This is a genomic window from Lelliottia sp. RWM.1, assembly GCF_016859735.1.
GTDB lineage: Bacteria > Pseudomonadota > Gammaproteobacteria > Enterobacterales > Enterobacteriaceae > Enterobacter.
This window is the reverse complement of sequence record NZ_WLVC01000017.1, coordinates 36,722-62,396: the sequence shown is the minus strand read 5'-3', so window position 1 is coordinate 62,396 and position 25,675 is coordinate 36,722. Positions and strand designations below refer to the sequence as shown.

The 25,675-nt window shown below is 52.2% G+C and carries 24 protein-coding genes, 1 tRNA gene and 3 pseudogenes; 12 read left to right on the top strand and 16 right to left on the bottom strand.

Annotated elements, in window-relative coordinates:
• Window positions 1-29 precede the first annotated feature (29 nt).
• A complete protein-coding gene (locus GF617_RS13995; protein ID WP_203451863.1) occupies window positions 30-1,205 on the top strand; it encodes an oligogalacturonate lyase family protein in 1,176 nt (391 codons plus the stop codon).
• Between the two features lie 206 nt (window positions 1,206-1,411).
• On the opposite strand, the gene GF617_RS13990 is transcribed toward GF617_RS13995, so the two are convergent.
• The 3 genes from GF617_RS13990 to GF617_RS13980 all read right to left on the bottom strand — a co-directional run bounded on the left by GF617_RS13990 (window position 1,412) and on the right by GF617_RS13980 (window position 4,559).
• Window positions 1,412-2,095 (bottom strand): porin, encoded by a 684-nt coding sequence (locus GF617_RS13990; protein WP_181620647.1) that lies wholly within the window; start codon window positions 2,093-2,095, stop codon window positions 1,412-1,414.
• A gap of 324 nt (window positions 2,096-2,419) precedes the next feature.
• On the bottom strand, window positions 2,420-3,598 hold the full coding sequence (locus GF617_RS13985; RefSeq protein ID WP_203451861.1) for an acetyl-CoA C-acetyltransferase: 1,179 nt from the start codon (window positions 3,596-3,598) through the stop codon (window positions 2,420-2,422).
• A 94-nt stretch (window positions 3,599-3,692) separates the two neighbouring features.
• Entirely contained in the window at window positions 3,693-4,559 is an 867-nt protein-coding gene (locus tag GF617_RS13980; protein WP_203451860.1) for a LysR family transcriptional regulator, read from the bottom strand.
• A gap of 105 nt (window positions 4,560-4,664) precedes the next feature.
• Between GF617_RS13980 and GF617_RS13975 the strand changes: the two genes are divergently transcribed.
• On the top strand, window positions 4,665-5,126 hold the full coding sequence (locus tag GF617_RS13975) for a multidrug/biocide efflux PACE transporter (protein WP_181620650.1): 462 nt from the start codon (window positions 4,665-4,667) through the stop codon (window positions 5,124-5,126).
• A 119-nt stretch (window positions 5,127-5,245) separates the two neighbouring features.
• Window positions 5,246-6,475: an amino acid permease gene (locus tag GF617_RS13970; protein ID WP_203451858.1), complete on the top strand. Its 1,230-nt coding sequence runs from the start codon at window positions 5,246-5,248 to the stop codon at window positions 6,473-6,475.
• 18 nt (window positions 6,476-6,493) lie between these two features.
• Here GF617_RS13970 and GF617_RS13965 read toward each other — a convergent pair whose 3' ends face one another.
• Both GF617_RS13965 and GF617_RS13960 read right to left on the bottom strand, forming a co-directional pair.
• Window positions 6,494-7,021, bottom strand: a complete 528-nt coding sequence (locus GF617_RS13965) for a GNAT family N-acetyltransferase (RefSeq protein ID WP_203451877.1) — start codon at window positions 7,019-7,021, stop codon at window positions 6,494-6,496.
• A gap of 4 nt (window positions 7,022-7,025) precedes the next feature.
• A complete protein-coding gene (locus tag GF617_RS13960; RefSeq protein WP_203451856.1) occupies window positions 7,026-7,496 on the bottom strand; it encodes an Lrp/AsnC family transcriptional regulator in 471 nt (156 codons plus the stop codon).
• A 115-nt stretch (window positions 7,497-7,611) separates the two neighbouring features.
• Here GF617_RS13960 and GF617_RS13955 point away from each other — a divergent pair, with 115 nt between their 5' ends.
• A complete protein-coding gene (locus GF617_RS13955) occupies window positions 7,612-8,223 on the top strand; it encodes a LysE family translocator (protein ID WP_181620653.1) in 612 nt (203 codons plus the stop codon).
• 28 nt (window positions 8,224-8,251) lie between these two features.
• Here GF617_RS13955 and GF617_RS13950 read toward each other — a convergent pair whose 3' ends face one another.
• Window positions 8,252-8,524: a GNAT family N-acetyltransferase gene (locus tag GF617_RS13950; protein ID WP_181620654.1), complete on the bottom strand. Its 273-nt coding sequence runs from the start codon at window positions 8,522-8,524 to the stop codon at window positions 8,252-8,254.
• Between the two features lie 10 nt (window positions 8,525-8,534).
• Window positions 8,535-8,765: a 4Fe-4S mono-cluster protein YjdI gene (gene yjdI / locus GF617_RS13945; RefSeq protein ID WP_181620655.1), complete on the bottom strand. Its 231-nt coding sequence runs from the start codon at window positions 8,763-8,765 to the stop codon at window positions 8,535-8,537.
• Between the two features lie 178 nt (window positions 8,766-8,943).
• Between yjdI and GF617_RS13940 the strand changes: the two are divergent.
• From GF617_RS13940 to GF617_RS13920, 5 genes and pseudogenes are all read left to right on the top strand, one after another.
• Window positions 8,944-10,581: pseudogene (locus tag GF617_RS13940) on the top strand (ATP-binding protein).
• A 3-nt stretch (window positions 10,582-10,584) separates the two neighbouring features.
• Entirely contained in the window at window positions 10,585-11,286 is a 702-nt protein-coding gene (locus GF617_RS13935; RefSeq protein ID WP_181620657.1) for a response regulator, read from the top strand.
• Window positions 11,287-11,462: 176 nt separating this feature from the next.
• Window positions 11,463-12,551, top strand: a complete 1,089-nt coding sequence (locus GF617_RS13930) for an ABC transporter substrate-binding protein (RefSeq protein ID WP_203451855.1) — start codon at window positions 11,463-11,465, stop codon at window positions 12,549-12,551.
• Window positions 12,552-12,638: 87 nt separating this feature from the next.
• On the top strand, window positions 12,639-14,408 hold the full coding sequence (locus tag GF617_RS13925; RefSeq protein WP_181620659.1) for an iron ABC transporter permease: 1,770 nt from the start codon (window positions 12,639-12,641) through the stop codon (window positions 14,406-14,408).
• A complete protein-coding gene (locus tag GF617_RS13920) occupies window positions 14,401-15,471 on the top strand; it encodes an ABC transporter ATP-binding protein (protein ID WP_181620660.1) in 1,071 nt (356 codons plus the stop codon). Before GF617_RS13925 ends, GF617_RS13920 begins: the two co-directional genes overlap by 8 nt.
• A 69-nt stretch (window positions 15,472-15,540) precedes the next feature.
• Here GF617_RS13920 and GF617_RS13915 read toward each other — a convergent pair whose 3' ends face one another.
• Window positions 15,541-15,780, bottom strand: a complete 240-nt coding sequence (locus tag GF617_RS13915) for a hypothetical protein (RefSeq protein ID WP_203451853.1) — start codon at window positions 15,778-15,780, stop codon at window positions 15,541-15,543.
• 568 nt (window positions 15,781-16,348) lie between these two features.
• On the opposite strand from GF617_RS13915, the pseudogene GF617_RS13910 reads away from it, so the two are divergent.
• Window positions 16,349-16,837: pseudogene (locus GF617_RS13910) on the top strand (hypothetical protein); the annotation flags it as partial.
• A 514-nt stretch (window positions 16,838-17,351) separates the two neighbouring features.
• Here the strand turns inward: GF617_RS13910 and GF617_RS13905 are convergent.
• From GF617_RS13905 to GF617_RS13895, 3 genes are all read right to left on the bottom strand, one after another.
• Window positions 17,352-17,425: transfer RNA gene (locus GF617_RS13905), tRNA-Gly, on the bottom strand.
• Between the two features lie 80 nt (window positions 17,426-17,505).
• Entirely contained in the window at window positions 17,506-18,255 is a 750-nt protein-coding gene (actS, locus tag GF617_RS13900) for an amidase activator ActS (RefSeq protein WP_181620663.1), read from the bottom strand.
• Between the two features lie 44 nt (window positions 18,256-18,299).
• A complete protein-coding gene (locus GF617_RS13895) occupies window positions 18,300-18,488 on the bottom strand; it encodes a hypothetical protein (RefSeq protein ID WP_375290289.1) in 189 nt (62 codons plus the stop codon).
• Between the two features lie 36 nt (window positions 18,489-18,524).
• On the opposite strand from GF617_RS13895, the pseudogene GF617_RS13890 reads away from it, so the two are divergent.
• Together GF617_RS13890 and idi are read left to right on the top strand one after the other, a co-directional pair.
• Window positions 18,525-18,867: pseudogene (locus GF617_RS13890) on the top strand (DUF554 family protein); the annotation flags it as partial.
• A gap of 70 nt (window positions 18,868-18,937) precedes the next feature.
• Entirely contained in the window at window positions 18,938-19,480 is a 543-nt protein-coding gene (gene idi / locus GF617_RS13885) for an isopentenyl-diphosphate Delta-isomerase (RefSeq protein ID WP_181620664.1), read from the top strand.
• Window positions 19,481-19,529: 49 nt separating this feature from the next.
• Here the strand turns inward: idi and lysS are convergent, their stop codons facing one another.
• From lysS to xerD, 5 genes are all read right to left on the bottom strand, one after another.
• The gene (gene lysS / locus GF617_RS13880) at window positions 19,530-21,047 is read right to left on the bottom strand and encodes a lysine--tRNA ligase (protein WP_181620665.1); all 1,518 of its coding nucleotides are present in this window, start codon (window positions 21,045-21,047) and stop codon (window positions 19,530-19,532) included.
• Window positions 21,048-21,056: 9 nt separating this feature from the next.
• Window positions 21,057-22,155 (bottom strand): peptide chain release factor 2 gene (gene prfB, locus GF617_RS13875; RefSeq protein ID WP_181620666.1). Its coding sequence is split into 2 segments (ribosomal slippage): window positions 21,057-22,079 and window positions 22,081-22,155, totalling 1,098 coding nucleotides; the frame shifts between segments, so codons are not numbered across the junction.
• Between the two features lie 90 nt (window positions 22,156-22,245).
• Window positions 22,246-23,979 carry a single-stranded-DNA-specific exonuclease RecJ gene (gene recJ, locus GF617_RS13870; protein ID WP_203451851.1) on the bottom strand — a complete coding sequence of 578 codons (1,734 nt, stop codon included), beginning with the start codon at window positions 23,977-23,979 and terminating at the stop codon, window positions 22,246-22,248.
• A 5-nt stretch (window positions 23,980-23,984) separates the two neighbouring features.
• Window positions 23,985-24,698, bottom strand: coding sequence for a bifunctional protein-disulfide isomerase/oxidoreductase DsbC (dsbC, locus tag GF617_RS13865; RefSeq protein ID WP_181620668.1), 714 nt, complete (start codon window positions 24,696-24,698; stop codon window positions 23,985-23,987).
• A 28-nt stretch (window positions 24,699-24,726) separates the two neighbouring features.
• The gene (xerD, locus tag GF617_RS13860) at window positions 24,727-25,623 is read right to left on the bottom strand and encodes a site-specific tyrosine recombinase XerD (protein ID WP_181620669.1); all 897 of its coding nucleotides are present in this window, start codon (window positions 25,621-25,623) and stop codon (window positions 24,727-24,729) included.
• Window positions 25,624-25,675 lie beyond the last annotated feature (52 nt).

The window sequence follows — 25,675 nt, the reverse complement described above, 5'->3', positions numbered from 1 at the left end:
ATCCTGCCGCCGATATAAAGGAGTGCATCATGGCTAAAGGTATGCGGGTCAAGCTGAACTATGAGACCAGCCGCGATCCGGATACAGGCGTGGAAATCACACGTCTGACCCCACCCGAAGTAACCTGTCATCGCAACTACTTCTATCAGAAGTGCTTTTTCAATGATGGCAGCCACCTGCTGTTCGCGGGGGAGTTCGACGGCCACTGGAACTACTACCTGCTGGATCTGAATAAAGCAGAAGCCGTACAGTTGACCGAAGGTGCAGGCGATAACACGTTTGGTGGCTTCCTCTCTCCGGACGATAAATCCTTCTACTATGTGAAGAATGACCGCACGCTACTGGAAGTGAATTTGCAGACGCTGGCCGAGCGCGAAGTGTATCGCGTTTCTGACGAATGGGTTGGCTACGGTACCTGGGTGGCAAACAGCGATTGCACTAAGCTGGTCGGTATCGAGATTGCGAAAAGTGACTGGACACCGCTCAACGACTGGAAAATTTTCCACGAATTCTTCCACAAAGGGCCACACTGTCGCCTGCTGCGCGTGGATTTGAAAACCGGTGAAAGTGTCACGATCCACGAAGAGAAAAACTGGCTGGGTCATCCTATTTACCGCCCTTTCCATGACGACACCGTCGCCTTCTGCCACGAAGGACCGCATGATTTAGTTGATGCCCGCATGTGGCTGGTCAATGAAGACGGCAGCAACGTGCGCAAAGTGAAAGAACATGCTGAAGGCGAAAGCTGCACCCACGAATTCTGGGTTCCGAATGGTTCTGCACTGGTCTATGTTTCCTATCTGAAAGGCAAACAGGGCCGTACCATTTACAGTTTTAACCCGGACACTGGCGTTAACGAAGCCGTGATGCAGATGCCAGCCTGTTCTCACCTGATGAGCAACTTCGACGGTACGCTGCTGGTTGGTGATGGTTCAGGTACACCTGTCGATGTGAAGGATACCAGCGGCTACACCATCGATAACGACCCGTATCTTTATGCCTTTGATGTGGCGAAAAAAGCGTACTTCCGTATTGCCCGCCACGACACCTCCTGGGCGACGGTGGCAAACAGCCGCCAGGTTACCCACCCGCATCCATCCTTTACCCCGGATGATAAAGCGGTTCTGTTCAGTTCCGATAAAGACGGCAAACCTGCGCTCTATATCGCGAAACTCCCCGAGCAACCTGAAATGTTGCATGCATGATTTGAGTTAGTGTTTCTGTAACTGGCCTTGCCCTCCCGCGCGGAGGGCTTTTTTTGCCTGTTATCACCGTTACCCATGTATCCGATCTAAAGTGTTACTCATGTTTCCGGTTCATATCGCAGCGCCGCCACCCGGCATTTTTCTCCACACAAAAAAACCGGCTCACGTGGAGCCGGCTTTTTCCCGGAGATATTGCTTATTATTTATTAGAACGAATATGCCACGCCTAAACGGAAACGGGTCTGACGTTCATCGGTATCTTTCACACCGACGTTACCCACTTCAACATAAGGGGCCCAGTTTTTATCCAGTTTGTACGCCAGCTTGGCGTTATATTCGTTGGAGTAGTCTTTGTTGTTATTACGAATCATACCTTCTGAGCTCTTCGCGTAGACGTAGTTCAGTTCGGTACGGAAATCGCCCATTACCCAACCTACCCATGCATCACCACGGTTAACTTTGTCATCTTCTTTATTAGAGCTTGATGGGTAGCGGGTATATTCATAACGGTAACGAGCGGCAACGTAGAAGCCATTATCGAAGCTATATTGCAAATGCAAATTTGGTTTATATATTGTTCGGCTGTCATTACTTTCAATTGTGAAAGCCGGAGTCAGCGCAATATTATCGGTCGCTTTCCAGCGCCAACTAATTTGATCTTCGTGACCGTTACCAACGACATCCGCAAATGGCTGATCGGCTTTATCGCCACCTGATTTCCACTTCGCTTCAACAGAGAAACCTAAGCCATTCGCAAAACGGTGTGAAACAGAAACACGGTCGGCGTTAGAGCCGCTGTCAATGTATTCATGACGCAGATCGACGGTAACGGCCTGAGCCGCAAAAGACGCACCAACAAGAGAGGCAAGGACCAGAGATTTCTTAAACATGAAAAACCCTCAATTAAAATAACGTTTCGTTTTTATGGAACTGCAGTTTATTTTTTATATAACGTTATTTTAGTGACCAAGATCGTAATTATTTGTTTCATTTTTTTTGGCAAGGATCGACGTGACACCCATCAACAAAACAGGGTCATTAACGTTAAATTTCAGGAGGAAGATCACACAAAAAAAGTCATCATGATCATTATTCAACGCGCAAGAATTACAGAGGGATTGAGAATTCACTGATGAGTATAAAAATGTCGTTCAGGAGGCAAAAAAAACTCCCTGGCGGGAGATTTTTCTGAGTACAAAATGGAGAAAAGATGATTATCGCTCGATCGCTAGCGCAACGCCCTGCCCGCCCCCAATACACAACGTGGCAAGCCCTTTGCGGGCATCACGTTTTATCATTTCGTGAACTAATGAAACCAGAATACGGCAACCGGATGCCCCAATCGGGTGACCCAACGCAATTGCCCCACCGTTGACATTGACGCGTTTCGGGTCCCACTCCAGCATTTTACCCACTGAAATGGCCTGCGCCGCAAAGGCCTCGTTGACTTCAATCAGATCCACATCGCCCAGCGCCCATCCGGCACGTTCCAGACAACGACGGGTCGCATAAACGGGTGCAATGCCCATTAATGCTGGATCAACGCCGACGCTGGCAAAAGCCTTAATACGTGCCAACACGGGTAAATCCAGCTCCAGCGCTTTGCTTTCACTCATCATCATCACCGCCGCTGCACCGTCATTGATGGAGGAGGCGTTACCCGCAGTCACCGATCCCATAGTTTCAAAGGCCGGATTTAACATTGCCAGCCCTTCAGCACTGGCATCGGTGCGCGGTTGTTCATCGGTGTCGACGATCGTGTTTTTACCCGACTGACGGTGAGTATGAACGGGGACGATTTCATCGCGGAATCGCCCGGAATCGATAGCCGCACGGGCTTTTTGCTGTGAACTGAGCGCATAGGCATCCTGAAGCTCACGGCTGATACCATACTCCCGCGCCAGGTTTTCTGCCGTTACGCCCATATGGTAATCATTAAATGCATCCCACAGCCCGTCATGTACCAGGCTGTCAATCAACTGGCTATTGCCCAGTTGCGCGCCGGTACGGCTGTCGGTGAGAACATGGGGCGCGCGGCTCATGTTTTCTTGCCCACCGGCAATCACAACATCCGCCTCACCACACTGGATGGCTTGCGTTGCAAGATGCAGCGCTTTCAGGCCTGAGCCACAGACGTCATTAATCGTGATCGCGGAGACCGTGTTAGGCAACCCGCCTTTGAGCGCCGCCTGACGCGCAGGATTTTGCCCCGCACCAGCCGTCAGCACCTGGCCGAGGATCACCTCATCGATTTCATGTGTCGCGATCCCGCTGCGTTCCACCAGTGCTTTCACCACCACGCTGCCCAAATCAACGGCAGAGTGACGCGCAAGCGCTCCCTGAAAACAGCCGATAGCTGTACGCAGCGCACCCACTATAACGACATCTTTCATCACGACCTCTGTATAAAATGACATGACGATAGTAGAGTATTGTTATCAACAATTGGCGCAATTGTTTAAAAAAAGTGAGTTTAATCACAAAGGATTAGCGTGCATCCTGCAAATACTGGCGCAACCAGCTTCCGGCAACGCCTGGTGGAGAGCGCTTGTTCCATAAGAGATCGATAGCGATCGAGCGTGGCCAGCCAGGCACATTCAGTTGCACCAGCGATTTCGCCGCGGCGAATTCATCCACCAGCGCACAAGGTAATGCGCACCAGCCAAAGCCCTGTACCGCCATACTCAAGAGTAACAGGTAATTCGGTGCTGACCAGACCGGCCCCCGGGCAACAGCGGGCTCTCGTTCAAGATAGGTGTTTAGCCGCAGCTCACGCCAGCCATGGAGTTCATCGGCTTCTGTTTGCGGTTGCCCTGCCAGCGGATGCGTGGTCGAGACATAAATCGCCATTCGGGTCTGCATGGGAAGCCGTGTCACACCAATTCCGGTAGGATAACTGTCACGTGCTTCCGTCAGGCCAACCTGCGCCCGCTCTTTCTGGAGCAGATCGATAACATCCTCATCCTCACCAATCAGGCATTCAAATTCCGTATGAGGAAAACGCTGGTCGAACTCGCTCATCAGGTTTTCCAGCACATCCGGGTTCAGTGTATCCGACAACACAAACGTCAGGCGCGCCTCCGTTTGCGCTGTCAGTGACACCGCCAGCTCATCGAGCCTCGCACTGGCGGCGAGGATCGACTGCACGTACCCCAACACCTGCTCACCCTGTGCGGTAAGCACAGGCTGGCGTGCCGAGCGATCAAAAAGCTCAAACCCCAGATCGGCTTCAAGATTTGCTATCGAGGTACTGATGGTGGACTGACTCTTACGCAGGCGACGGGCGGCAGCAGAGAAAGAGCCTGCGGCAACCGTTTCAACAAATGCGATTAAGGCTTCAGGGGAATAGCGCATGAAGTATCTACTTTATCGATGGATACTATCTTTTATATATCATCTTTAGCGATAAAAATAGGCCACAACACCGCCCATCCCGGCGAATCAATGAGGTCTACCGCTATGCAACATCAAGATACACTCCAACGTAAATTGCCGGAGCGGATCTTCCATGCCGTCTGCTTTGAAGGAATTGCGACGGCTATTCTCGCCCCGACGGCAGCGTGGTTAATGCAGCGTTCCGTTGTCGAAATGGGCGGACTGACCATTATTCTGGCAACTACGGCGATGCTCTGGAACATCATCTATAACTTCGGATTTGACCGTTTCTGGCCAGTTCAGCGCGTCACGCGGACGGCAAAAGTACGTGCGCTACACGCTCTGGGCTTCGAGTGCGGCTTTATTGTGATCGGCGTGTCCATTGTCTCCGCCGTTCTGGGCGTCACGCTGCTTCAGGCATTCACGCTGGAAATAGGTTTCTTCCTGTTCTTCCTGCCATACACCATGTTCTATAACTGGGCATATGACACTCTGCGTGAGAAATTCATCAAACGACGCCAGCAACGACGTGCCCTCGCAAGCTAATGCCCTCCTGGCCGGAACCCGTGTCCGGCCACTACCTGCCAAGTCAGTTACGCCCTCCAGCCATAATTATGGTAAATTGCACTCCTTTTTGTTCGTTTTATAGTTGATACGTTGCTCTAATGTCGAAAATTTGGTCAAAAGAAGAGACTCTCTGGAGTTTCGCCCTCTATGGCACAGCCGTGGGCGCAGGAACGCTGTTCTTGCCCATCCAGCTTGGCTCCGCAGGCGCAATTGTCCTGTTTATTACCGCCCTTGTGGCCTATCCATTAACCTACTGGCCGCATAAAGCGCTGGCGCAATTTATCCTGTCCTACAAAACAAACGGGAATGAAGGGATCACCGGTGCGGTCACTCACTACTACGGAAAAAAGATTGGGAATCTGATCACCACCCTCTACTTTGTCGCCTTCTTTGTGGTGGTGCTGATCTACGCTGTCGCGATCACCAACTCAATGACTGAACAGCTGGCGAAACATATGACGGTCGACACCGCCGTGCGCATGCTGGTAAGTTTTGGCGTGGTGCTGGTGCTGAATCTGATCTTCCTGATGGGACGTCACATCACCATAAAAGTGATGGGTTTTCTGGTATTCCCGCTGATCGCCTACTTCCTGTTTGTCTCGATCTACCTGACGGGAAGCTGGCAACCATCGTTGCTTACCAGCCAGATGGCGTTTGATCAACACACGCTTCACCAGGTCTGGATTTCGATCCCGGTGATGGTTTTCGCTTTTAGCCATACCCCGATTATCTCGACGTTTGCTGTTGATCGCCGGGAGAAGTACGGTGATGCCGCCATGGGTAAATGCAAAAAAATCATGAAGGTGGCGTACCTGATCATCTGTCTGAGCGTACTGTTCTTCGTGTTCAGTTGCCTGCTCTCTATCCCGCCGTCTTACATTGTGGCGGCAAAAGAGGAAGGGGTAACGATTTTGTCAGCGCTGTCGATGATGCCCTCCTCTCCGGCCTGGCTCGGCATTTCCGGGATTGTGGTTGCCATCGTCGCGATGTCGAAATCGTTCCTGGGAACCTATTTTGGGGTGATTGAAGGGGCGACTGAGATCGTGAAATCATCCCTGAATCAGGTCGGCGTCAAGAAGAGTCGTGCCTTTAATCGCGCGATTTCTATTTTAGGTGTGTCGCTGGTTACGTTCGTGGTTTGCTGCATTAACCCGAATGCAATCTCGATGATTTACGCCATCAGCGGCCCGCTTATCGCCATGATCCTGTTTATCATGCCAACGCTCTCGACGTATCTGATCCCGTCCCTGAAACAGTACCGTTCCATCGGCAATCTGCTGACGCTGATTGTCGGCGTGCTGTGTGTATCCGTGATGTTCGTCGGTTAATGGCCTTCGTGCCCGGCGCTATGCCGGGCGCGTCTTGCCATACAGAACATGCTGCGAAAGCCTGTCCCTCGTCGTCAGGGCCGGATGAGCAAACTCGCCACGTTTTTCCATGCCCAACCGCTTCATCAGACTCTGTGAGGGCACATTCAATACGGAGGTAAATGACACCACTTCAGCTAACGCTAATTGTACAAACGCGTAATCCAGACACACCTGCGCCGCCTCTGTTGCCAGTCCCTGATGCCAGAATCTCTTATCCAGCCGCCAGCCGATTTCAGTGCAGGGTGAAAACGCAAACCGATCTGGCTGAGGATGCAGGCCAACACAGCCCACAAACTCGCCGTTTTCTCTGGACTCAACGGCCCAGAATCCCCATCCGCGTTCCTCAATTCCGTCCTGAAAGCGGGCCGCAAGGCTATCACTCTCATCGCGTGTGAGCGTTGCGGGGAAAAAACGCATCACCTCAGGATCGTCATTCAGCGCCGCAAAAGGGGCAAAATCGCCCTCATGCCACTGACGTAAAATCAGGCGCGGCGTAGTGATAATCGGTTTATTCACGACTCAGTGTCTCCAGCGGAAAAGGCCTGTCCTGCACCACCGTTTTCATTACCAGCGTCGAGCGCAGATGCTGAACACCGGGCATTGCGGACAGCTTCTCGTCATAGAGTTTCTGGAAAGCAGGCAGATCACGCGTCACAACGTGCATCAGATAATCAGGATCGCCAAACAGCCGTTGCGCCAGCACAATTTGCGGGATCGCTTCAACGGCCTCTTCAAACGCACTGACCGCTTTTTTATCGCCCTCTTTAAGCGTCGCGAAGACAATCGCCAGAAAGTTAAACCCCATTTTGGCCGGATCAAGGTTGGCACGGTAGCCGGTAATCGCTCCACTTTGCTCCAGCGCACGTACACGCCGGTGACATGGCGAGAGACTCAGGTTGACCCGCTCCGCCAGCTCAGTGAGAGATAAACGGCCATCGGCCTGTAGCTCAGCAAGAATTTTTCTATCTATGCTATCCATCTGGAAGATTTTCTCAATTTCACCGTATTTTCAGCATAACATTGAAAGCTCATTTCATGCGGATATCGATATTCTTTCTCTCCACTGAAGCGGTTTCTAAGGAGAAAGTAAGACGATGGACATGAGCGTTATTGCCGGGTTTTGGATCGTGTCTTTCCTGCTTATCATGACGCCAGGGGCAGACTGGGCCTACACGATCAGTGCCGGAATTAATGGACGCCGCATTGTTCCGGCGGTCATCGGCCTAATGTCCGGGCATCTGCTTGCCACCATCATTGTGGTAGCAGGCGTTGGTGTCATGATTGCCCGTCATCCAGTGGCACTATCGGTACTGACAATCGCAGGTGCGTTCTATCTCCTGTGGCTTGGGATCTCACTTCTGCGTCATCCTGCAACACCTCAGGAAGCGCAGCAGCAGTCCGGAAGCTGGAATCAATGGGCAGTAAAAGGGCTGTGTATTAGCGGCCTGAACCCGAAAGTCTTCCTGCTGTTTCTGGCTTTACTGCCACAGTTTACAGATCCAAAAGGAAGCTGGTCGATAGCACTACAGATGTCTGCGCTTGGTATGATGCATCTCATCACCTGCACGCTGGTCTACCTGCTGGTCGGTTATGGTTCCAGGACGGTGTTAGCTGCGCGTCCACAGGCGGCACGCCTGGTTAGCACCGCATCGGGTGGGATCATGGTGTTGATTGCGGCCATATTACTTCTGGAGCAGATGAGATAAAAAAACACCGGCTATTGCCGGTGCTGTATCACGCGCGGATATCGTCGTATTCCCGCGTGCTATCAAACTCATGTTTGGCAAATGGACAGAGCGGGATGATTTTACGGTTCTCACCGCGCATTTTCGCCACCACTTTCGCCACCAACTGCTTGCCTACGCCCTGCCCTTTAAGGCTGGGATCAACATCCGTATGTTCGATAATACTCAGATGCTCGCCAGTCGGAACGAAGACAATCTCAGCAACCTGATTTCCCTCGGCATCGTTCACATAAAATTTGTTATGGCCTTCCAGAATATCCATGGTTCCTCGCTTATTTTTGGCGATACGTCAGCGCACCGCTTGGGCAGGTATCAATCACACGTACAACCGTTTCAACATCGACTTCATCCGGCGCGATCCAGGGCTTACGTTTCAGGTTGAACAGCTTCGCACTGCCCCGCACGCAGTTCCCTGAGTGTTTGCAGATCCCGGTATTGAAGTAGACATCAATTTTCTCACCGGTATAGGCCCGAAACCCCGCGTCCAGTAGCTCTTTATCCACGACATTGCCTCTCTATTTTTTATGGTAATACACGAAGCATAGCCTCCCGGAAAACTGATGGATATGAACTCAAAAACGAAAAGCCAGCTCACAACTCTGCCTTTGTCATATTACGCCTGGGATAACCTCATGCTAGGCTCCGCGAATGTCTCTCTTTTGTATTACTGCCGCAGGTTGTATGAAACGCAGACTCACTTTTCAGGTGAAACTCTTTTTATCACTGGTTTCCTTTTCCTGCCTGCTATTAGCCCTGCTGGGGGCGATCCTGTTTCATTTTATTGACCGCCAGCTGCATCACGATCTCGGCCAGCGCGCACGCGTCCAGGCAAGTGAAATTGCGCTCATGCCGGGCCTTGCGGAAAAAGTGGCGGCGAGAGATATCTCCGGGATTGCCCGTTTAATTCAGCCTTTGCGGGATCAGAGCGACGCCAGTTATATTGTGATTGGTGATACAGACGAACAACACCTGTATCACTCTGAATCCCCGGAGCGGCTTAACTTACCCATGATTGGCGGGGACAATGCCGAGGTGTTACAGGGGAAAACCATTATTTCCGTCCGCAAAGGCGGAATTGGCGTGTCATTACGCAGTAAAGCCCCTGTCTTTAATGCGCAGCATCAGGTTATAGGGATTGTTTCGGTCGGCTATCTCACCTCGTATATCGCCAATATTAATGCCCGTATTTTCTGGCAGGCGGGTTTATATGGCCTCGCCCTTTTGCTCCTGTTATTTATCTTTTCCTGGCTATTTACCCGCAATCTCAAAAAACAGATGTTCCGCCTTGAGCCAAAAGATATTGCCCTGCTGGTTCAGCAACAAAAAGCGCTACTTGAGGCCATGTACGAAGGAATATTTGCGGTTAACGATGAGAAACAACTTATTTTAATCAACCGCGCGGCACGGGAATTACTGGATATACAGCAGAATGAAAAAGAGCTTATCGGCAAGCCACTGGCCGATGTTCTGCAAACGCCACCAGGTTTCTTTTCTCAGCCGCATGATGCCGCAGACACTGACCGCCACGACCAGATTGCCGTGTTAAATCAACGCGAGGTCATCGTTAACCGCGTGGCGATAGAACTGGAGCCAGGCGCAGCACGTGGGTGGGTATTCAGTTTTCGTGATAAAAACGATATCAACACGCTCAGCAGTCAGTTAAGCTAGGTCAGGCGCTACGCCGACAATTTACGCATCATGCGCCATGAGCAACTTAACTGGACTGCGACACTCGTGGGGCTGTTGCAGATGCAGCATTATGATGAGGCGATACGCTATATTCAGGCGCAATCGGAAGGTGCGCAGAAGGTACTGGATTTTGTCTCAGCACATTTTACCTCCCCGGCGTTGTGTGGCCTGCTGCTGGGAAAATACGTGAGCGCGCGTGAAAAAGGTATCGAACTCCTGTTCGATCCTGCGTGCCAGTTAACCCGCCTTCCGGCAGCGCTCAACGAAACCGAACTCATGTCGGTGATAGGCAACCTGCTGGATAATGCCGTTGATGCCACCCTGAACGCCCTGGTTCCCGCAGCGGTTGAACTCTATATTTCTGACAGAAACCAGGAGCTCCTGATTGAAATCGCCGATCGCGGGTGTGGCGTGGATGACGCCATGAAACCTCATATTTTTGAGCAGGGGTTCAGCAGCAAGCCCGCCAGCAGTAACGAAATAGTCGGCTCTGAGCACGGTATCGGCTTATTTCTGGTGGCAGGATATGTCGGTAAGGCAGGTGGCAGTATCGAAATCAGCGATAACACCCCACAAGGCACTATTTTTTCTGTGTTTATTCCATACACACGTCCAATTCGACAGGGCTAAAGCATGACCACTACCCGGCCAATTGATGTTGTCATTGTTGAGGATGAACCGCACCTCGCTGAACTGCATCGTGAGTACATCGAACAGAATTTTCATTTACGGATTGTCGGCATCGCCGCTTCGCTGGAGCAGGCCCGCATGCTGATCGCGCAGTACCAGCCGCGCCTCATTCTTCTCGACAACTACCTCCCGGATGGTAAAGGTGTGGAGTTGATCGACAGCCCGCTACTGAAAAGTATTGAGTGCGCCGTGATTTTCATCACCGCCGCCAGTGATATGCAAACCTGCAGCCATGCGATGCGCAGCGGCGCTTTCGACTACCTGATTAAACCCGTTTTTTTCCAGCGCCTGCATGCATCGCTGGAGCGTTTTATGCGCTTTATTCACACTGTGCGGCAGGTCAAAGTGGTTGATCAACATGCCCTGGATCGTCTCTTTAACTTGCCCACAGCGGAATCCTCCCCTTCGCCCTCCACTAAAGGGATCGAGCCGAATACCCTGGAACGGATCAAGCGCTTTTTCGCAGACAACCCAGAGAGAAACCTGTCGGTGGAAGAGGTTGTAGATAACGTGGGCATCAGTAAAACAACGGGCCGCCGTTATCTGGAATATTGTGTGGAGAGCGGTTTGATCAGCATCGAAATGCTGTATGGCAATATTGGCCATCCGAGAAGGCTGTACCGAAAAGTCCCCAACGCGGAATAATGCCCGGCAAGGGGGCTGTATTCGCCCCTTTTTTTGCGGATTTAATGGTGTTAATTGCCGAAACAACGCCGACTATCACACTTCAGACCCGGAGCTTTCTCCCCCCTATTGCCTGCCTTGCGCCATACGCTATGTTGACCATTAGTTCCTCAAATGTAACTAAAAGGTTAATTATAATGTCGAACATATTCCGCATCTCTCTGATTACCGCTGCTGTATTGATCTCTTCCTCTGCAATGTCTGCCTTACCGCAGGGCTACCCTGCTGACTATCAAAAAGTCGTGGATGCTGCGACTAAAGAAGGCAAAGTGGTGGTGTATTCCACTACCGATACCAAAGCTGCGGGTCCGCTGATCGAAGGCTTCGAAAAGACCTACCCAGGCATTAAAGTTGAATACAACGATATGAACAGCACTGAGCTGTACAACCGTTTTATCAGCGAACAAGCTTCCGGTGGCGGAAGTGGTGATGTGGTCTGGAGTTCATCGATGGACACCGGGCTGAAGCTGGCCACCGACTATGCGCAGGAATATCAGTCTCCTGAGCAAGGTCAGTTACCAAAATGGGCCGTCTGGAGTAATAAAGCCTACGGGACAACCTACGAACCCGTGGTCTTCATCTATAACAAACGTCTGATCCCGGCAGGTGACGTTCCTGATTCCCATGCAGCACTGGCGAAGCTTATCGCCAGCCAGCCAGACAAATTCAAGAGCAAAGTCACGACCTACGACATCGAAAAATCAGGTCTTGGATTTATGCTTTCTGTTCAGGATTTCAAAGCCGATCCCAACTACTTCAAAACGCTGGCTGACGTTGCCAAAGGCGGCTTAGCGGTACAGTCCTCCACCGGGACGATGATGGAGCGCGTCTCATCCGGGGAGAACCTGATCGGTTTCAACATCCTGGGTTCTTACGCCGAAGCCCGTGCGAAAACCGATCCATCGCTGGGGATCTCTTATCCGAAGGATTACACCCTGGTCCTGTCACGCGTCTCCTTCATCAGCCAGCAGGCGCAAAACAGCAATGCCGCCAAACTGTGGCTGGACTATGTCCTTTCCGAAAAAGGGCAAAGTATTCTGGCGAATCAGGCGGATATTCCCTCTATTCGTAACGATATCGACGGTAAAAATGATATCGACGGCATGACCAAAATGCTGGGTAATGCGCTGAAACCGATTCCGGTTGATGAAAGCCTGCTGGAATACCTGCAGCCGAAAAAACGTCTGGATTACATCAAACAGTGGCGTGAAGCCGCGGCCAAATAGAGCCATGACAACGCGCGACGCGTGCCGCCGCGCTTCTTTTCACTTACCTGATTTCATTTGTCTGGGTTCCAACACCAGGGATACTCTATGAATGCATTACACCGAAAGTGGCAAAGCCTGCCGCGTGGCATCGTAGTGTTGATAACCGCTCTGGTTATCTACATTCCGCTGTCGTTCATCGTGATACAGAGTTTTTTATCTGCGCCGTTTTTTTCGCCAGCAAAAGCGTGGAGCTTCGAATCATTCGAATTTATCTTCACCGACCCGGATTTCTATAAGGCGCTCAAAAGCGGCTTTATCCTCGCCTTTGGCCTGGTGGCCATCGCCATCCCGCTTGGCGGAATACTGGCATTTTTGATGGTACGTACTGATTTACCCGGCAGACGTCTGATTGAGCCGCTGATCCTTGTGCCCATCTTTGTGTCTCCTATGGTTCTGGGCTTTGGCTACGTTGTCGCGGCCGGTCCCGTCGGGTTCCTGTCGCTGTGGGCGCAGGCACTGATTGGGTTTGTTCCCTGGAACATTTACGACATGTCGAGCATCGTGGTCATCGCCGGACTGACGCATGTTCCGCATGCCTACCTTTATATCTCTTCGGCGCTGCGCAGCGTGGGCTCAGATGTTGAAGAAGCCGCGCGTATCGCCGGCGCCTCTCCGTTACAGGTGATGACCGCCGTCAGTTTACCGATGGTTCGCCCGTCCATTCTGTATGCCGTTGTACTGCTGTTTTTCCTCGGTCTGGAAGTGTTCGGGCTGATGCTGGTGTTGGGCGATCCGGAAGGCAATATGGTGCTGGCAACCTACCTTTACCAACTCACCAACAAACTCGGTACACCGTCCTATCACCTGATGGCTGCGGTCGCGGTGGTACTGATCTGCATCACCATTCCACTGGTCATGCTTCAACGTCGGCTGATGCGCACCGCCAACCGTTTTGTCACCGTCAAGGGTAAAGCCTCACAGGCTCGCGCCTTACCCCTCGGAAAATGGCGCTGGGTCGCGGGGGCGGTCGTGGCGTTCTGGTTGACCGTGACGATTGGCGTTCCTTTGCTGGGCGTCGTACTGCGTGCGTTTATCTCCAACTGGGGGGTTGGGGTGTCTCTCTGGGATGAACTTTCCCTGAGCACCTTCCGGACCATCTGGGCACAGCCAAACCTGCTGCGCGCCATTGTTAACTCCATGGCTATAGGGGTATTTGGCGGCGCACTGGCGGTCGCCTGCTATCTGTTTGTCGGTATTGCGATGCACCGTAAACCTGACAATACCACCCGTTTTCTCGATTACAGCGTTCTGGTTCCCCGCGCAGTTCCCGGCCTGCTCGCCGGGCTGGCATTTTTATGGGTCTTCCTGTTCCTGCCGATGTGGCTTGATAACGCGCTGAAGTCAGGTTGGTTATCCGGAATGCCCTGGTCTGAATGGCTGCGCGATAACCTGGTCGTCTGGTTGCGCTCGTTACGCAGCACCATTTTCAGCGTCTGGCTGGCCTACACCGTGGTGTGGATGGCATACGGGTTACGGCTTATCTCCTCAACGCTGTTGCAGGTCGGGCCTGAACTTGAAGAGGCGGCACGCAGCACTGGCGCGACACGGGGTCAAATTACCCGCCATGTCACCATTCCGTTATCACGCTATGGGCTTATTGGCTCGTGGTTACTGATGTTCCTGATATTTGAGCGTGAATATTCAACAGGGGTGTACCTGCTTTCCCCTGGAACAGAAACCATTGGTTCAATGCTGGTCTCTCTGTGGGCGGCCGGGGCGATTGATATCGTAGCTGCGCTCTCCTTTATTAACATCCTGCTGGTCGTGGTAGGTCTGGGTATTGCCCTTCGCTTTGGAGTCAAATTACATGATTGAATTATCGGTCGACGATCTGCACTTAACCTACGGCGATAACCCGGTGTTAAAAGGCGTTTCTATGAATCTGAAGCGCGGGGAAGTTGTCTCCTTACTTGGCCCATCAGGCAGCGGTAAAACTACACTGCTGCGCGCCGTGGCCGGTCTGGAAAAACCTACTCAGGGTTCGATTGTTATTGGCAAAAATAAGGTCTACGACGGCACGCCACGCAGTGAGATCCCAGCGGAAGAGCGTAACCTGGGACTGGTGTTCCAGTCTTATGCGCTCTGGCCGCACAAAACCGTGTTTGAGAATGTGGCCTATCCGCTGAAACTGCGAAAAGTCGCCGCGAAAGAAATCGAACAACGGGTTCAGGGGGTGCTGGATCAACTGGGTCTTGGTCATCTTGGCAAACGCCACCCCCACCAGCTTTCTGGGGGGCAGCAACAGCGTGTAGCAATTGGTCGGGCGCTGGTCTATAACCCGCCGGTGATCCTGCTGGATGAGCCGCTGTCTAACCTTGATGCAAAACTGCGTGAAGAAGCCCGCGTGTTCCTGCGCGAGCTGATCATCAAACTGGGGTTGTCCGCACTCATGGTCACACACGACCAAAATGAGGCCATGTCGATTTCTGACCGTATTCTGCTGCTCAACAATGGCAAGATTGAACAGCAAGGTACGCCACAGGAGATGTACGGTTCACCGAAAACCCTGTTTACGGCAGAATTTATGGGGAGCAATAACCGCCTGCACGGTAAAGTCACTGAAGTACGCGATGGCAAAGCGCGCATCGAAGGGCGTGGCTGGGTGCTGAGGGGACAGGCGGGTGAAGGTGTGAAAGCGGGTCAGGACGCAACTGCGGTGATCCGTGTTGAGCGGGTGGAGCTCGTGGGTGAGCCGGGTGAAAACCAGCTTGAATTACCGCTGCTCACCAGCATGTATCTTGGCGATCGCTGGGAATATCTGTTCCGAACGTCAGAAGATGATTTTGTCATTCGGGCCTACGGCAAGGAGATTCGCGATCCACAGCATTGCCGCTTGTCGTTACCTGAAAAGCATGTCTGGATCTTCCCGAAATCCTGATGCCTTAAGGGAGCGGCTTGGCCGCTCCCTTATGTCTGCCGTTAGCGTGCAGTCGTTCGTTTTCGCCAGTCACTGACGACCAGCCCGGCAATCATCAGCATGCTCGCGAAGCCGAAAATCAGGCTGGTCATGCGTGGATAACAACTGAGGCACTGATTTGATCTGAGCCTGGCTCAGGCTGACAAGTGGCACTGCCGCTTTGTGCATCGAGGCAGCATCACAGCTCTGACGAAAAACAACAAAAGCAACGAGAGCAGCACCCAACAGCAGACCAATGGCAATCAACGGCCTTGAGCGTAATAAATTCATCGTCATCCACTTCCGGGCAGAAATGACGCTAGCCTGCGTGCGAGATCCCGACATGAAGGGGTTAGGAAAATAACAATCCTGTCATCTAAGGCTGAAGCAGTTTGTTACCTGGAATGGGCTGTAAGTATCTCATCTTTAGTTCCACGCACTTTGGTTTATCAGCCATCAGCCAGTACGTCCGACTTCGACGGACTTCAGAACGACAATGATCTGGTGTTCGGTGAATTAGGTTTTATGCATGGCGATCGCCTCAGAGGGCGTAATCAGTATGTCGGAAGACCTCTAAAAGTGAATGATTCGGATTGCCGAGAGACTTACGCCACCATGCTCAATGCAACTCATATAGTTACGCGCAAACGCACACCGATTCGCAAAGACCTCCTGATTCATTCCGGTGGCGATGTGCAATGCTTTTATTCATTGTCCAAACAATTTTCGCAGGATCTTTTCATCCCCTGAATTTGTGCAGATGTCCACTAAAGAGCCACACCCCAATAGTGATATTCCGAATTAAAGGTCTATGATGCGATGACTAACACCGCTGGGGTGGATTCGGAGGAATAACAACATGTCAAAAATACGGCTTAATAAGCTCAGCTTTTCAGCCAACTCTTTGCTGGCCATCATGTTAATCACTGCGTCATCTGCATCTTATGCAGCCGAGAACATTGATCAACTGGCAACACGCATTGGAATGGATCACTTCCGGGAGGCAATAAAAAAGGGGGATCGCAACGCCTTTAAAACGCTGCCAGCAAAAGGCTACAAAAACGGCTTTACCGGTCTGCTCATTAAGACGAACGCTTACGTTAACCCCGAAGATAGTTTTGCTGATTGCGACACAGATACTGTCTTTGTTTCAGTTAAAGACCACAAAACCATTCCAGGTTGTCGGGTTTCGTTAAAGTTGGCAAGTAAAGATGCTGACGGGAGCTATCACGACAGTGGCATTCGAGTCGAATACGGTATCGCGACCGATTCGAAGAAGTTCATCGCCAACAATTCTGCCTGGGCGCAACACGCAATTTCCGGTGACAAGGTGCTGGAGAACGAATTAACCAGTGCTAAAAACGAGACTCTTTGTCATTCGTGGGCCACGATGGCCCGAAACATTACAGTAGGCAGAGATAATCAAGACCCGCAATCTATGTTTGATCAGCAAATAGAAGGGCTAAGAGGCAAACCGGGCATTACGGAACAAAACATCGTGTTTGCACACTACATCGCCCACACGGTTTATACTGACTTAGCGGGTAAAACGCCGAAAGAAGCTGAAGCCATTATTTACAATGTTTGCCGGAAAAGCATGTAATCACTTAACCCCCCATGGGCAAGACTGTAGCAATAGTCGCTCTGGCATTTGCAAGGTGGATAGTGCGGATAATCATACGGCCCTGTCGGGGCGAAATAACGAACCGGAACGGTGATCCGCAGAACGTAGATCCCACTGGAACGTCGATAAAGATTATCACGCTGCGCCATCGGCTGTATGACCCCTTTGTAGGAGGATCACGAGTGCCGTCACGCATGAATCAGAAAAAAGCTGAGGGATGAATACGTTAGGGGAATTCTGGAGCGGGCGAAGGGAATCGAACCCTCGTATAGAGCTTGGGAAGCTCTCGTTCTACCATTGAACTACGCCCGCGTTGAGGTGCGTAAGGCATTATAGACCTTACGCATTTTCAGGCAAGACTCCAGCTGACTAACCGGCGATTAAATAATCACTTAGCATTTCGGTTTACTGCCCTGCGCGGGAAGATAGCGCTGCGGATCGATAGCCGTAGCGCGATAGCGGATCTGGAAGTGGAGTTTCACCGAGTCCGTCCCCGTATTGCCCATGGTCGCAATCTTCTGCCCTGCCTTCACGTTTTGCCCATTGTTGACCAGCATCGTATCGTTGTGTGCGTAGGCCGTTATGTAATCTTCGCCGTGCTTAATCATGATTAAATTACCGTACCCGCGCAGTTGATCGCCCACATACACCACTTTTCCGGCCCCAGAGGCATAAACAGGAGCACCGCGCGCACCAGCGATATCGATACCTTTATTTCCCCCCTCAGAGGTGGAATACGGCGCAACCACTTTCCCACTGGCAGGCCATATCCAGCAACGTTGTCCAACCGGCGGCCAGGACGATTGCGGAACGGCGTAAGACGGCGTGACTTTGGCTGTTTTGCCTTTAGATGAAGTCGTTTTTTTGGCTGTTGCGGACGAGCTGCCGTTAACCTTCAGCTTTTGTCCCACTTCAATGGTGTAAGGGGGGGAGATATTGTTCAGACGAGCAAGATCCTTCACGCTGGTCCCCGTCACACGCGAAATACGGTACAACGTATCCCCGCGCTTAACGGTATAAACCGCCCCGGAATAGCTGCCCATATTCGATGATTTACTGCCTGAACATCCCGCCAACAGTAGCGTTAGCGTAAGAAGGAAAATGGCAGTGATAGGATTTCTCGTCAGGCTTCCTGCAAACAAAACAGATCCTCGGTCAGCGTGAATGGCGCACCATGATACCAGTCTCAATCCTGATGCCCAATATTTGCCGAAAATGGATAGCCACGCGCAATAATCTCCATCATTTCGGGCATATACGGCATCGCGGGTAACGTCACCAACGCAGGATAAAATATCTGCGGCGAGGCCACATAGCAATGGCTGAGTTTATTGGCGACGCCCTCTGAAGACGGCAGCAGCATCGCGGCCTGCAAACCGGATTCCAGTCAGTCCAGAATCACGCCCGGCTGGGTAATAAGCATGAGGGGATGACCGGCGCTCCCTCCATTCTCTACATCAAGACCGTACTGGAGCTGTTTACCACCGCCATCTTTGCCACCATGCCTGGTTTCTCTGATGACGATCAGAAGCCCGCTACTCGCCGTACAGATTGCTCTGACCACATTAGTCGTATTTATCCGGAATTTGATCACCCCAGATATGATGGCCGGTTTCTCCTGCGCAGGCGAGTTGATTATGATGGCGACCGGGCTTCAGATCTGTAACATCAAGGCCTTTCCGGTGGCGAACATGTTATCCGGCCTGATACTGGTCATGCCTTTTTCCGCTCTGTGGGCCAAACACTTTGTTTAAGGGTGCGATATAATCCCACCGCCGGAGAGCCTCAGAGCGGCCCGCCGGCGTTTTTGGCACTGGAGCAAGAATGAGCACTCAAGAACACGTTATTTTACTCAGCGCTCAGGGAGAGATTATCGGCATTCAGGAGAAATATGCCGCGCACACCGCACACACCCCGCTACATCTGGCCTTTTCGTCCTGGCTGTTTAACGCTGAAGGGAAATGTCTGATCACTCGCCGTGCGTTGAGTAAAAAAGCCTGGCCGGGCGTCTGGACGAACGCCGTCTGCGGACACCCGCAAACGGGCGAAACCCTTGAACAGGCGATTATTCGCCGCTGCCGCTTTGAAGTAGGTGCTGAAATTACCACTATCACCCCCGTTGCGCCGGAGTTCCGCTATCGGGAAACCGATCCTTCCGGGATCGTCGAAAACGAGATTTGCCCGGTCTTTGCCGCTCGCGTCACGAATGACATCATCGTAAATGTCGACGAAGTGATGGAATATCAGTGGGTTGATTTGGAATCGCTTTTCCGTTCGCTGGACGCCACGCCATGGGCCTTCAGCCCATGGATGGTCAAGGAGGCAACGACCGCACGCGAAAAACTCAGAAGCTTTTCAGCCCAATAAAAAAGCCCCGGCGATACACGCTCGGGGCTTTTTTTGAGGTCCTGAAAACTTATTTCACTGGACGCATCGCCGGGAACAGGATCACGTCACGGATGGTGTGGCTGTTCGTGAACAACATCACCATACGGTCAATACCAATACCCAGACCAGCCGTTGGTGGCAGGCCGTGTTCCAGCGCTGTCACGTAGTCTTCGTCGAAGAACATCGCTTCGTCATCGCCTGCTGCTTTCGCGTCAACCTGATCCTGGAAGCGCTGCGCCTGATCTTCTGCATCGTTCAGCTCGCTAAAGCCGTTGCCGATTTCTCGGCCACCGATGAAGAATTCAAAGCGGTCAGTGATTTCCGGGTTTTCGTCATTACGACGCGCCAGCGGAGACACTTCAGCCGGATATTCAGTGATGAAGGTTGGCTGAATCAGGTGCGCTTCCGCCACTTCTTCGAAGATCTCGGTCACGATACGGCCCAGACCCCAGCTCTTCTCAACTTTGATACCGATGCTGTCAGCGATTGCCTTCGCAGAATCGAAGTTATCCAGATCAGCCATGTTGGTTTCTGGACGGTATTTCTTGATCGCTTCACGCATGGTCAGCTTGACGAATGGCTTACCAAAGTCGAACACTTCTTCGCCGTAAGGCACTTCAGTTGTACCCAGAATGTTCTGTGCCAACGTGCGGAACAGTGATTCGGTCAGCTCGATCAGGTCTTTGTAATCTGCATACGCCATATAGAGTTCCATCATGGTGAACTCTGGGTTATGACGAACGGAAATGCCTTCGTTACGGAAGTTACGGTTGATTTCAAACACGCGTTCGAAGCCGCCAACCACCAGACGTTTCAGGTACAGTTCCGGCGCGATACGCAGGTACATGTCCAGATCCAGTGCGTTGTGATGGGTGATAAATGGGCGCGCGGACGCACCACCAGGGATCACCTGCATCATTGGAGTTTCCACTTCCATAAAGTCGCGGCCCACCATGAACTGGCGGATACCGGCCATGATCTGGGAACGAATTTTGAAAGTCTTGCGGGATTCATCATTAGAGATGAGATCCAGATAGCGCTGACGATAACGCGCTTCCTGATCCTGCAGTCCGTGGAATTTGTCCGGCAACGGACGCAGCGCTTTCGTCAGCAGGCGCAGTTCAGTGCAGTGGATAGACAATTCACCCGTTTTCGTTTTGAACAGTTTACCTTTCGCGCCCAGGATATCGCCCAGATCCCACTTCTTGAACTGTTCGTTATAGATACCTTCCGGCAGATCGTCACGGGAAACGTAAAGCTGAATACGGCCGCCAACGTCCTGCAGTGTAACGAACGATGCTTTCCCCATGATACGACGCGTCATCATACGGCCAGCAACGGACACTTCTACGTTCAGCGCTTCCAGCTCTTCGTTTTCTTTGCCGTCGAAGTCAGCATGCAGTTGGTCTGAGGTGTGGTCACGACGAAAATCGTTCGGGAACGGCACGCCCTGCTCGCGCAGTGCTGCCAGCTTCTCACGGCGGGTTTTCAGTTCGTTATTAAGATCGACTACCGCGTCAGCGCCCTGTGCTTGTTGTTCAGACATGTTGGTTCCTCATAACCCTGCTTTCAAACTTGCTTCGATAAATTGATCCAGGCTGCCATCCAGCACCGCCTGCGTGTTACGGGTTTCAACACCGGTACGCAGATCTTTGATACGGGAGTCATCAAGGACATAAGAACGGATCTGGCTGCCCCAGCCGATGTCAGATTTGTTGTCTTCCATCACCTGCTTCTCAGCATTTTTCTTCTGCATTTCCAGCTCATAAAGCTTCGCTTTCATCTGCTTCATGGCCTGGTCTTTGTTCTTATGCTGGGAACGATCGTTCTGGCACTGTGTCACCAGACCGGTTGGAATGTGGGTAATACGCACCGCAGATTCCGTACGGTTAACGTGCTGACCACCCGCGCCAGAAGCACGGTATACGTCAATACGCAGATCGGCCGGGTTGATTTCGATATCAATATCGTCATCCACTTCCGGATAAACAAAGGCAGAACTAAAGGAGGTATGGCGACGGCCGCCTGAGTCAAACGGACTCTTACGCACCAGGCGATGGACGCCTGTTTCAGTACGTAACCAGCCATATGCATAGTCACCCATAATTTTGATGGTGACGGATTTAATCCCCGCGACTTCGCCTTCGGATTCTTCGATGATTTCAGTCTTAAAGCCGCGTGCTTCTGCCCAACGCAAGTACATACGCGTCAGCATACTTGCCCAGTCCTGAGCTTCTGTACCACCCGAACCGGCCTGAATATCAAGATAGCAATCGGCGCTATCGTACTCGCCGGAGAACATACGGCGGAATTCAAGCTGCGCCAGCTTCTCGTCAAGAACATCGAGTTCAGCGACAGCCTCATTGAAGGTTTCTTCGTCGTCGGCTTCAACAGCCAACTCCAGCAGACCGGAAACATCTTCCAGTCCCTGAGACATCTGATTGAGAGTGTCAACGATGGCTTCGAGAGAGGAACGCTCTTTACCCAGCGCCTGAGCGCGTTCAGGTTCGTTCCAGACGTCTGGCTGTTCCAGCTCAGCGTTTACTTCTTCGAGACGCTCTTTCTTGGCATCGTAGTCAAAGATACCCCCTAAGAACGTCGGAGCGCTCCGTGAGGTCCTGAATGCGGTTTTTTACCGGATTAATTTCAAACATGGTCTGTTTTCTTTTATTGACTTGTCAAAATGCGGTGATAAGAGCGGGATTGTACCGAATCCACGCTCTTTTTTATAGAGATTACTGACGCTAAATTGGCCAGATATTGTCGATGATGATTTGAAGACTACGGTTGCCGCGGAATTCGTTAATATCCAGTTTGTAGGCGAGTTCGACTTCCCGCACGCCGTTATCCGGCCAGATAGCGGTATCAACGTTGAACGCAATCCCGTCAAGCAACGGACCGCCGCCCACGGGTTCAACCATCACTTTCAGGTGGCGTTCTCCCACAATGCGCTGGTTGAGCAAACGAAAACGGCCGTCAAACAGTGGCTCCGGGAACATCTGTCCCCATGGGCCTGCATCACGCAGCATCTGTGCAACGTCCATGGTCATTTCCGCCGTCGATAGCGCACCGTCTGAAACCACCTCCCCCTGTAGCAGGGACGGGTCCAGCCATTCGGTGACAAGCGCGCCAAAGCGCTGCTGAAACTCACCAAACTTCGCCTCTTCAAGCGATAACCCCGCCGCCATGGCATGGCCACCAAACTTAATCATCATGCCGGGATAAAGCGTGTCGAGACGCTCCAGGGCATCACGCATGTGCAGCCCCTGAATCGAGCGACCAGAACCTTTCAGCGTGCCATCACCTGCTGGTGCAAATGCAATGACCGGACGATGAAAACGTTCTTTAATGCGGGAGGCCAGAATTCCCACCACGCCCTGATGCCACTCAGGATGGTACATCGCCAGCCCGCCCGGCAACTGCTCGCCGCTGCGCTCAAGCTTCTCGCACAGGATGAGCGCTTCAGCCTGCATCCCTTGCTCAATCTCTTTACGGGTTTGGTTCAGGGCATCAAGTTCGTTCGCCAGGACGCGGGCTTCACCGATGTTGTCACACAGCAGTAGCGCCACTCCCACGGACATATCGTCCAGACGCCCCGCCGCGTTCAAACGAGGACCAAGCGCAAACCCCAGATCACTGGCCGCAAGTTTAAGTGGATCGCGATTAGCGATTTCCAGCAATGCTTTGATACCCGGACGGCATTTTCCCGCCCGGATACGGCTCAAACCTTGCCACGTCAGAATACGGTTGTTGGCATCCAGCGGGACAACATCCGCCACTGTGCCCAACGCCACCAGATCGAGGTATTCAGCCAGGTTAGGTATCGCCATCCCACGCGCGTCGAACCATCCCTTTTCGCGCAATAACGTCCGTAACGCCAGCATCAGATAAAAGGCCACGCCAACCCCCGCAAGAGATTTCGACGGGAAGCCGCAGTCGCGCAGGTTCGGGTTAATGATCGCTTCCGCGTCGGGTAGCGTCTCGCCCGGTAAATGGTGATCGGTGACCAGCACCGGGATCCCCAACTGGTGTGCACGATCAACCCCCGCATGGGATGAAATCCCGTTATCTACGGTCATGATCATCTGCGCACCAAGAGCGTGCGCTTGCTCAACGACTTCCGGGCTAAGGCCGTAACCATCTTCAAAACGGTTGGGAACAAGGTAGGCAATATTGCTGCAACCAAGCGCTTGCAGGCTTAATACACTCAGGGCAGTGCTGGTTGCGCCGTCAGCATCAAAATCACCGACGACCACAATGCGCGTCCCTTTACAGAAGGCGTCGTAAAGCATTTCGGCGGCTTTCTCGACGCCATTGAGCTGCTGCCAGGGCAGCATACCTTTTACGCCACGTTCAAGATCGGCAAGACTTGATACGCCTCGGCTGGCATAAAGCCTGCGCAAAAGGGGTGACATATCCGCAGGCAAGTCTGCGTTTTCATTCACTTCACGACGGCGGAGTGGGATCGGGGCTTTCACGCGTCTTATTTACCGCCAAACTGTTTCTGGTGTGCATCAAGGAACTCTTTCATCTCTTTCGGCCCTTGATAGCCCGGTACAACATAACCGTTGTTCAGAACAATCGCTGGCGTACCGCTCACACCAAACTGCACACCCAGTGCATAGTGGTTGGCGATATCGATATCACAGGAGGCTGGCTGGATGGTTTTACCGTTCATCGCATCATCAAAGGCTTTGTTGCGATCTTTTGCACACCAGATGGCCTTCATGTCCTGCTCTGGCTGGCTCTGCACACCCGCGCGCGGGAACGCCAGATAGCGAACGGTAATCCCCAGTGCGTTGTAGTCTTTCATCTCTTCGTGCAGCTTGTGGCAGTAGCCACAGGTGATATCAGTAAAGACGGTAATCACATGCTTTTCCTGCGGCGCTTTATAGATGATCATCTCTTTTTCGAGCGCATTCAGGTTTTTCATCAACAACTGGTTGGTGACGTTAATCGGCTGTGCGCCACTCACGTCATACATCGGCCCCTGAATGATATGTTTGCCGTCTTCGGTTACATACAGCACACCGCTGTTCGTCAGCACAGTTTTCATCCCGGCAACCGGAGCAGGCTGGATTTCACTGCTGGTCACGCCGAGCTTCGTCAGTGACTGTTTGATCGCTGCGTCATCAGCATGGGCAACACCGGTAAACGAGGCTGTCAGCAGAGATAACAGCACAAAAGACTTTTTCATATTCAATCCTATTACAATTCATCGGCACTCACGCTCGTGGGTGGTGCTGTTGGTGTAGCTGCCGCAAACGTTCCGTCGCAACATGGGTGTAAATTTGCGTCGTAGAAAGATCGCTGTGTCCAAGCAACATCTGCACGACGCGTAAGTCAGCCCCGTGGTTTAACAGATGTGTTGCAAAGGCATGGCGCAGAACGTGCGGCGAAAGTTTTTCACTGTCGATACCGGCCAGTGTGGCGTAATGTTTAATGCGATGCCAGAAGGTTTGTCGCGTCATCTGTTGCGCACGCTGACTGGGGAACAATACATCGATAGAGACGCCATTCAGTAGCCACGGCCGACCATGTTCCAGATACGTCTCCAGCCAGTACACCGCCTCTTCTCCCAGCGGGACAAGTCGTTCTTTATTCCCTTTACCTATCACGCGTACCACACCCTGGCGCAAGCTAATATCGCTCATCGTCAGCCCGACTAATTCGGAGACGCGTAAACCCGTAGCATACAATAGCTCAAGCATGGCTTTATCGCGTAACTCAAGCGGCAGGTCAACTGCGGGCGACTGTAATAATCTCTCAACCTGTGCTTCGCTCAGATCTTTCGGTAAACGTTGAGGGAGTTTGGGTGAGGCCAGTAGCGCACTGGGATCGTCCGCACGCATTTTTTCGCGGTAAAGATGCTGGAACAACCGCCGCATCGCACTCAACAGACGAGCAGAACTGGTGGCTTTGTAGCCACCTTCCATCCGTTCAGCCAGTAATGTCTGAAGGTCGTCATGCTGGGCGTTCTCCAGTGACAGCCCCCGGTGTGCCAGCCATTCCACCAGCATGGTGAGATCGCGTCGATAGGCACTGAGCGTATTTTCAGCCAGATTTTTCTCCAGCCAAAGCGCATCGAGAAACTGTTCGATAAATGCGAGATCCTTTTCCACATCAGCCCCCTGATTCGGCAATCCTTGCATTATGCCTGATTGCTACGGCTTT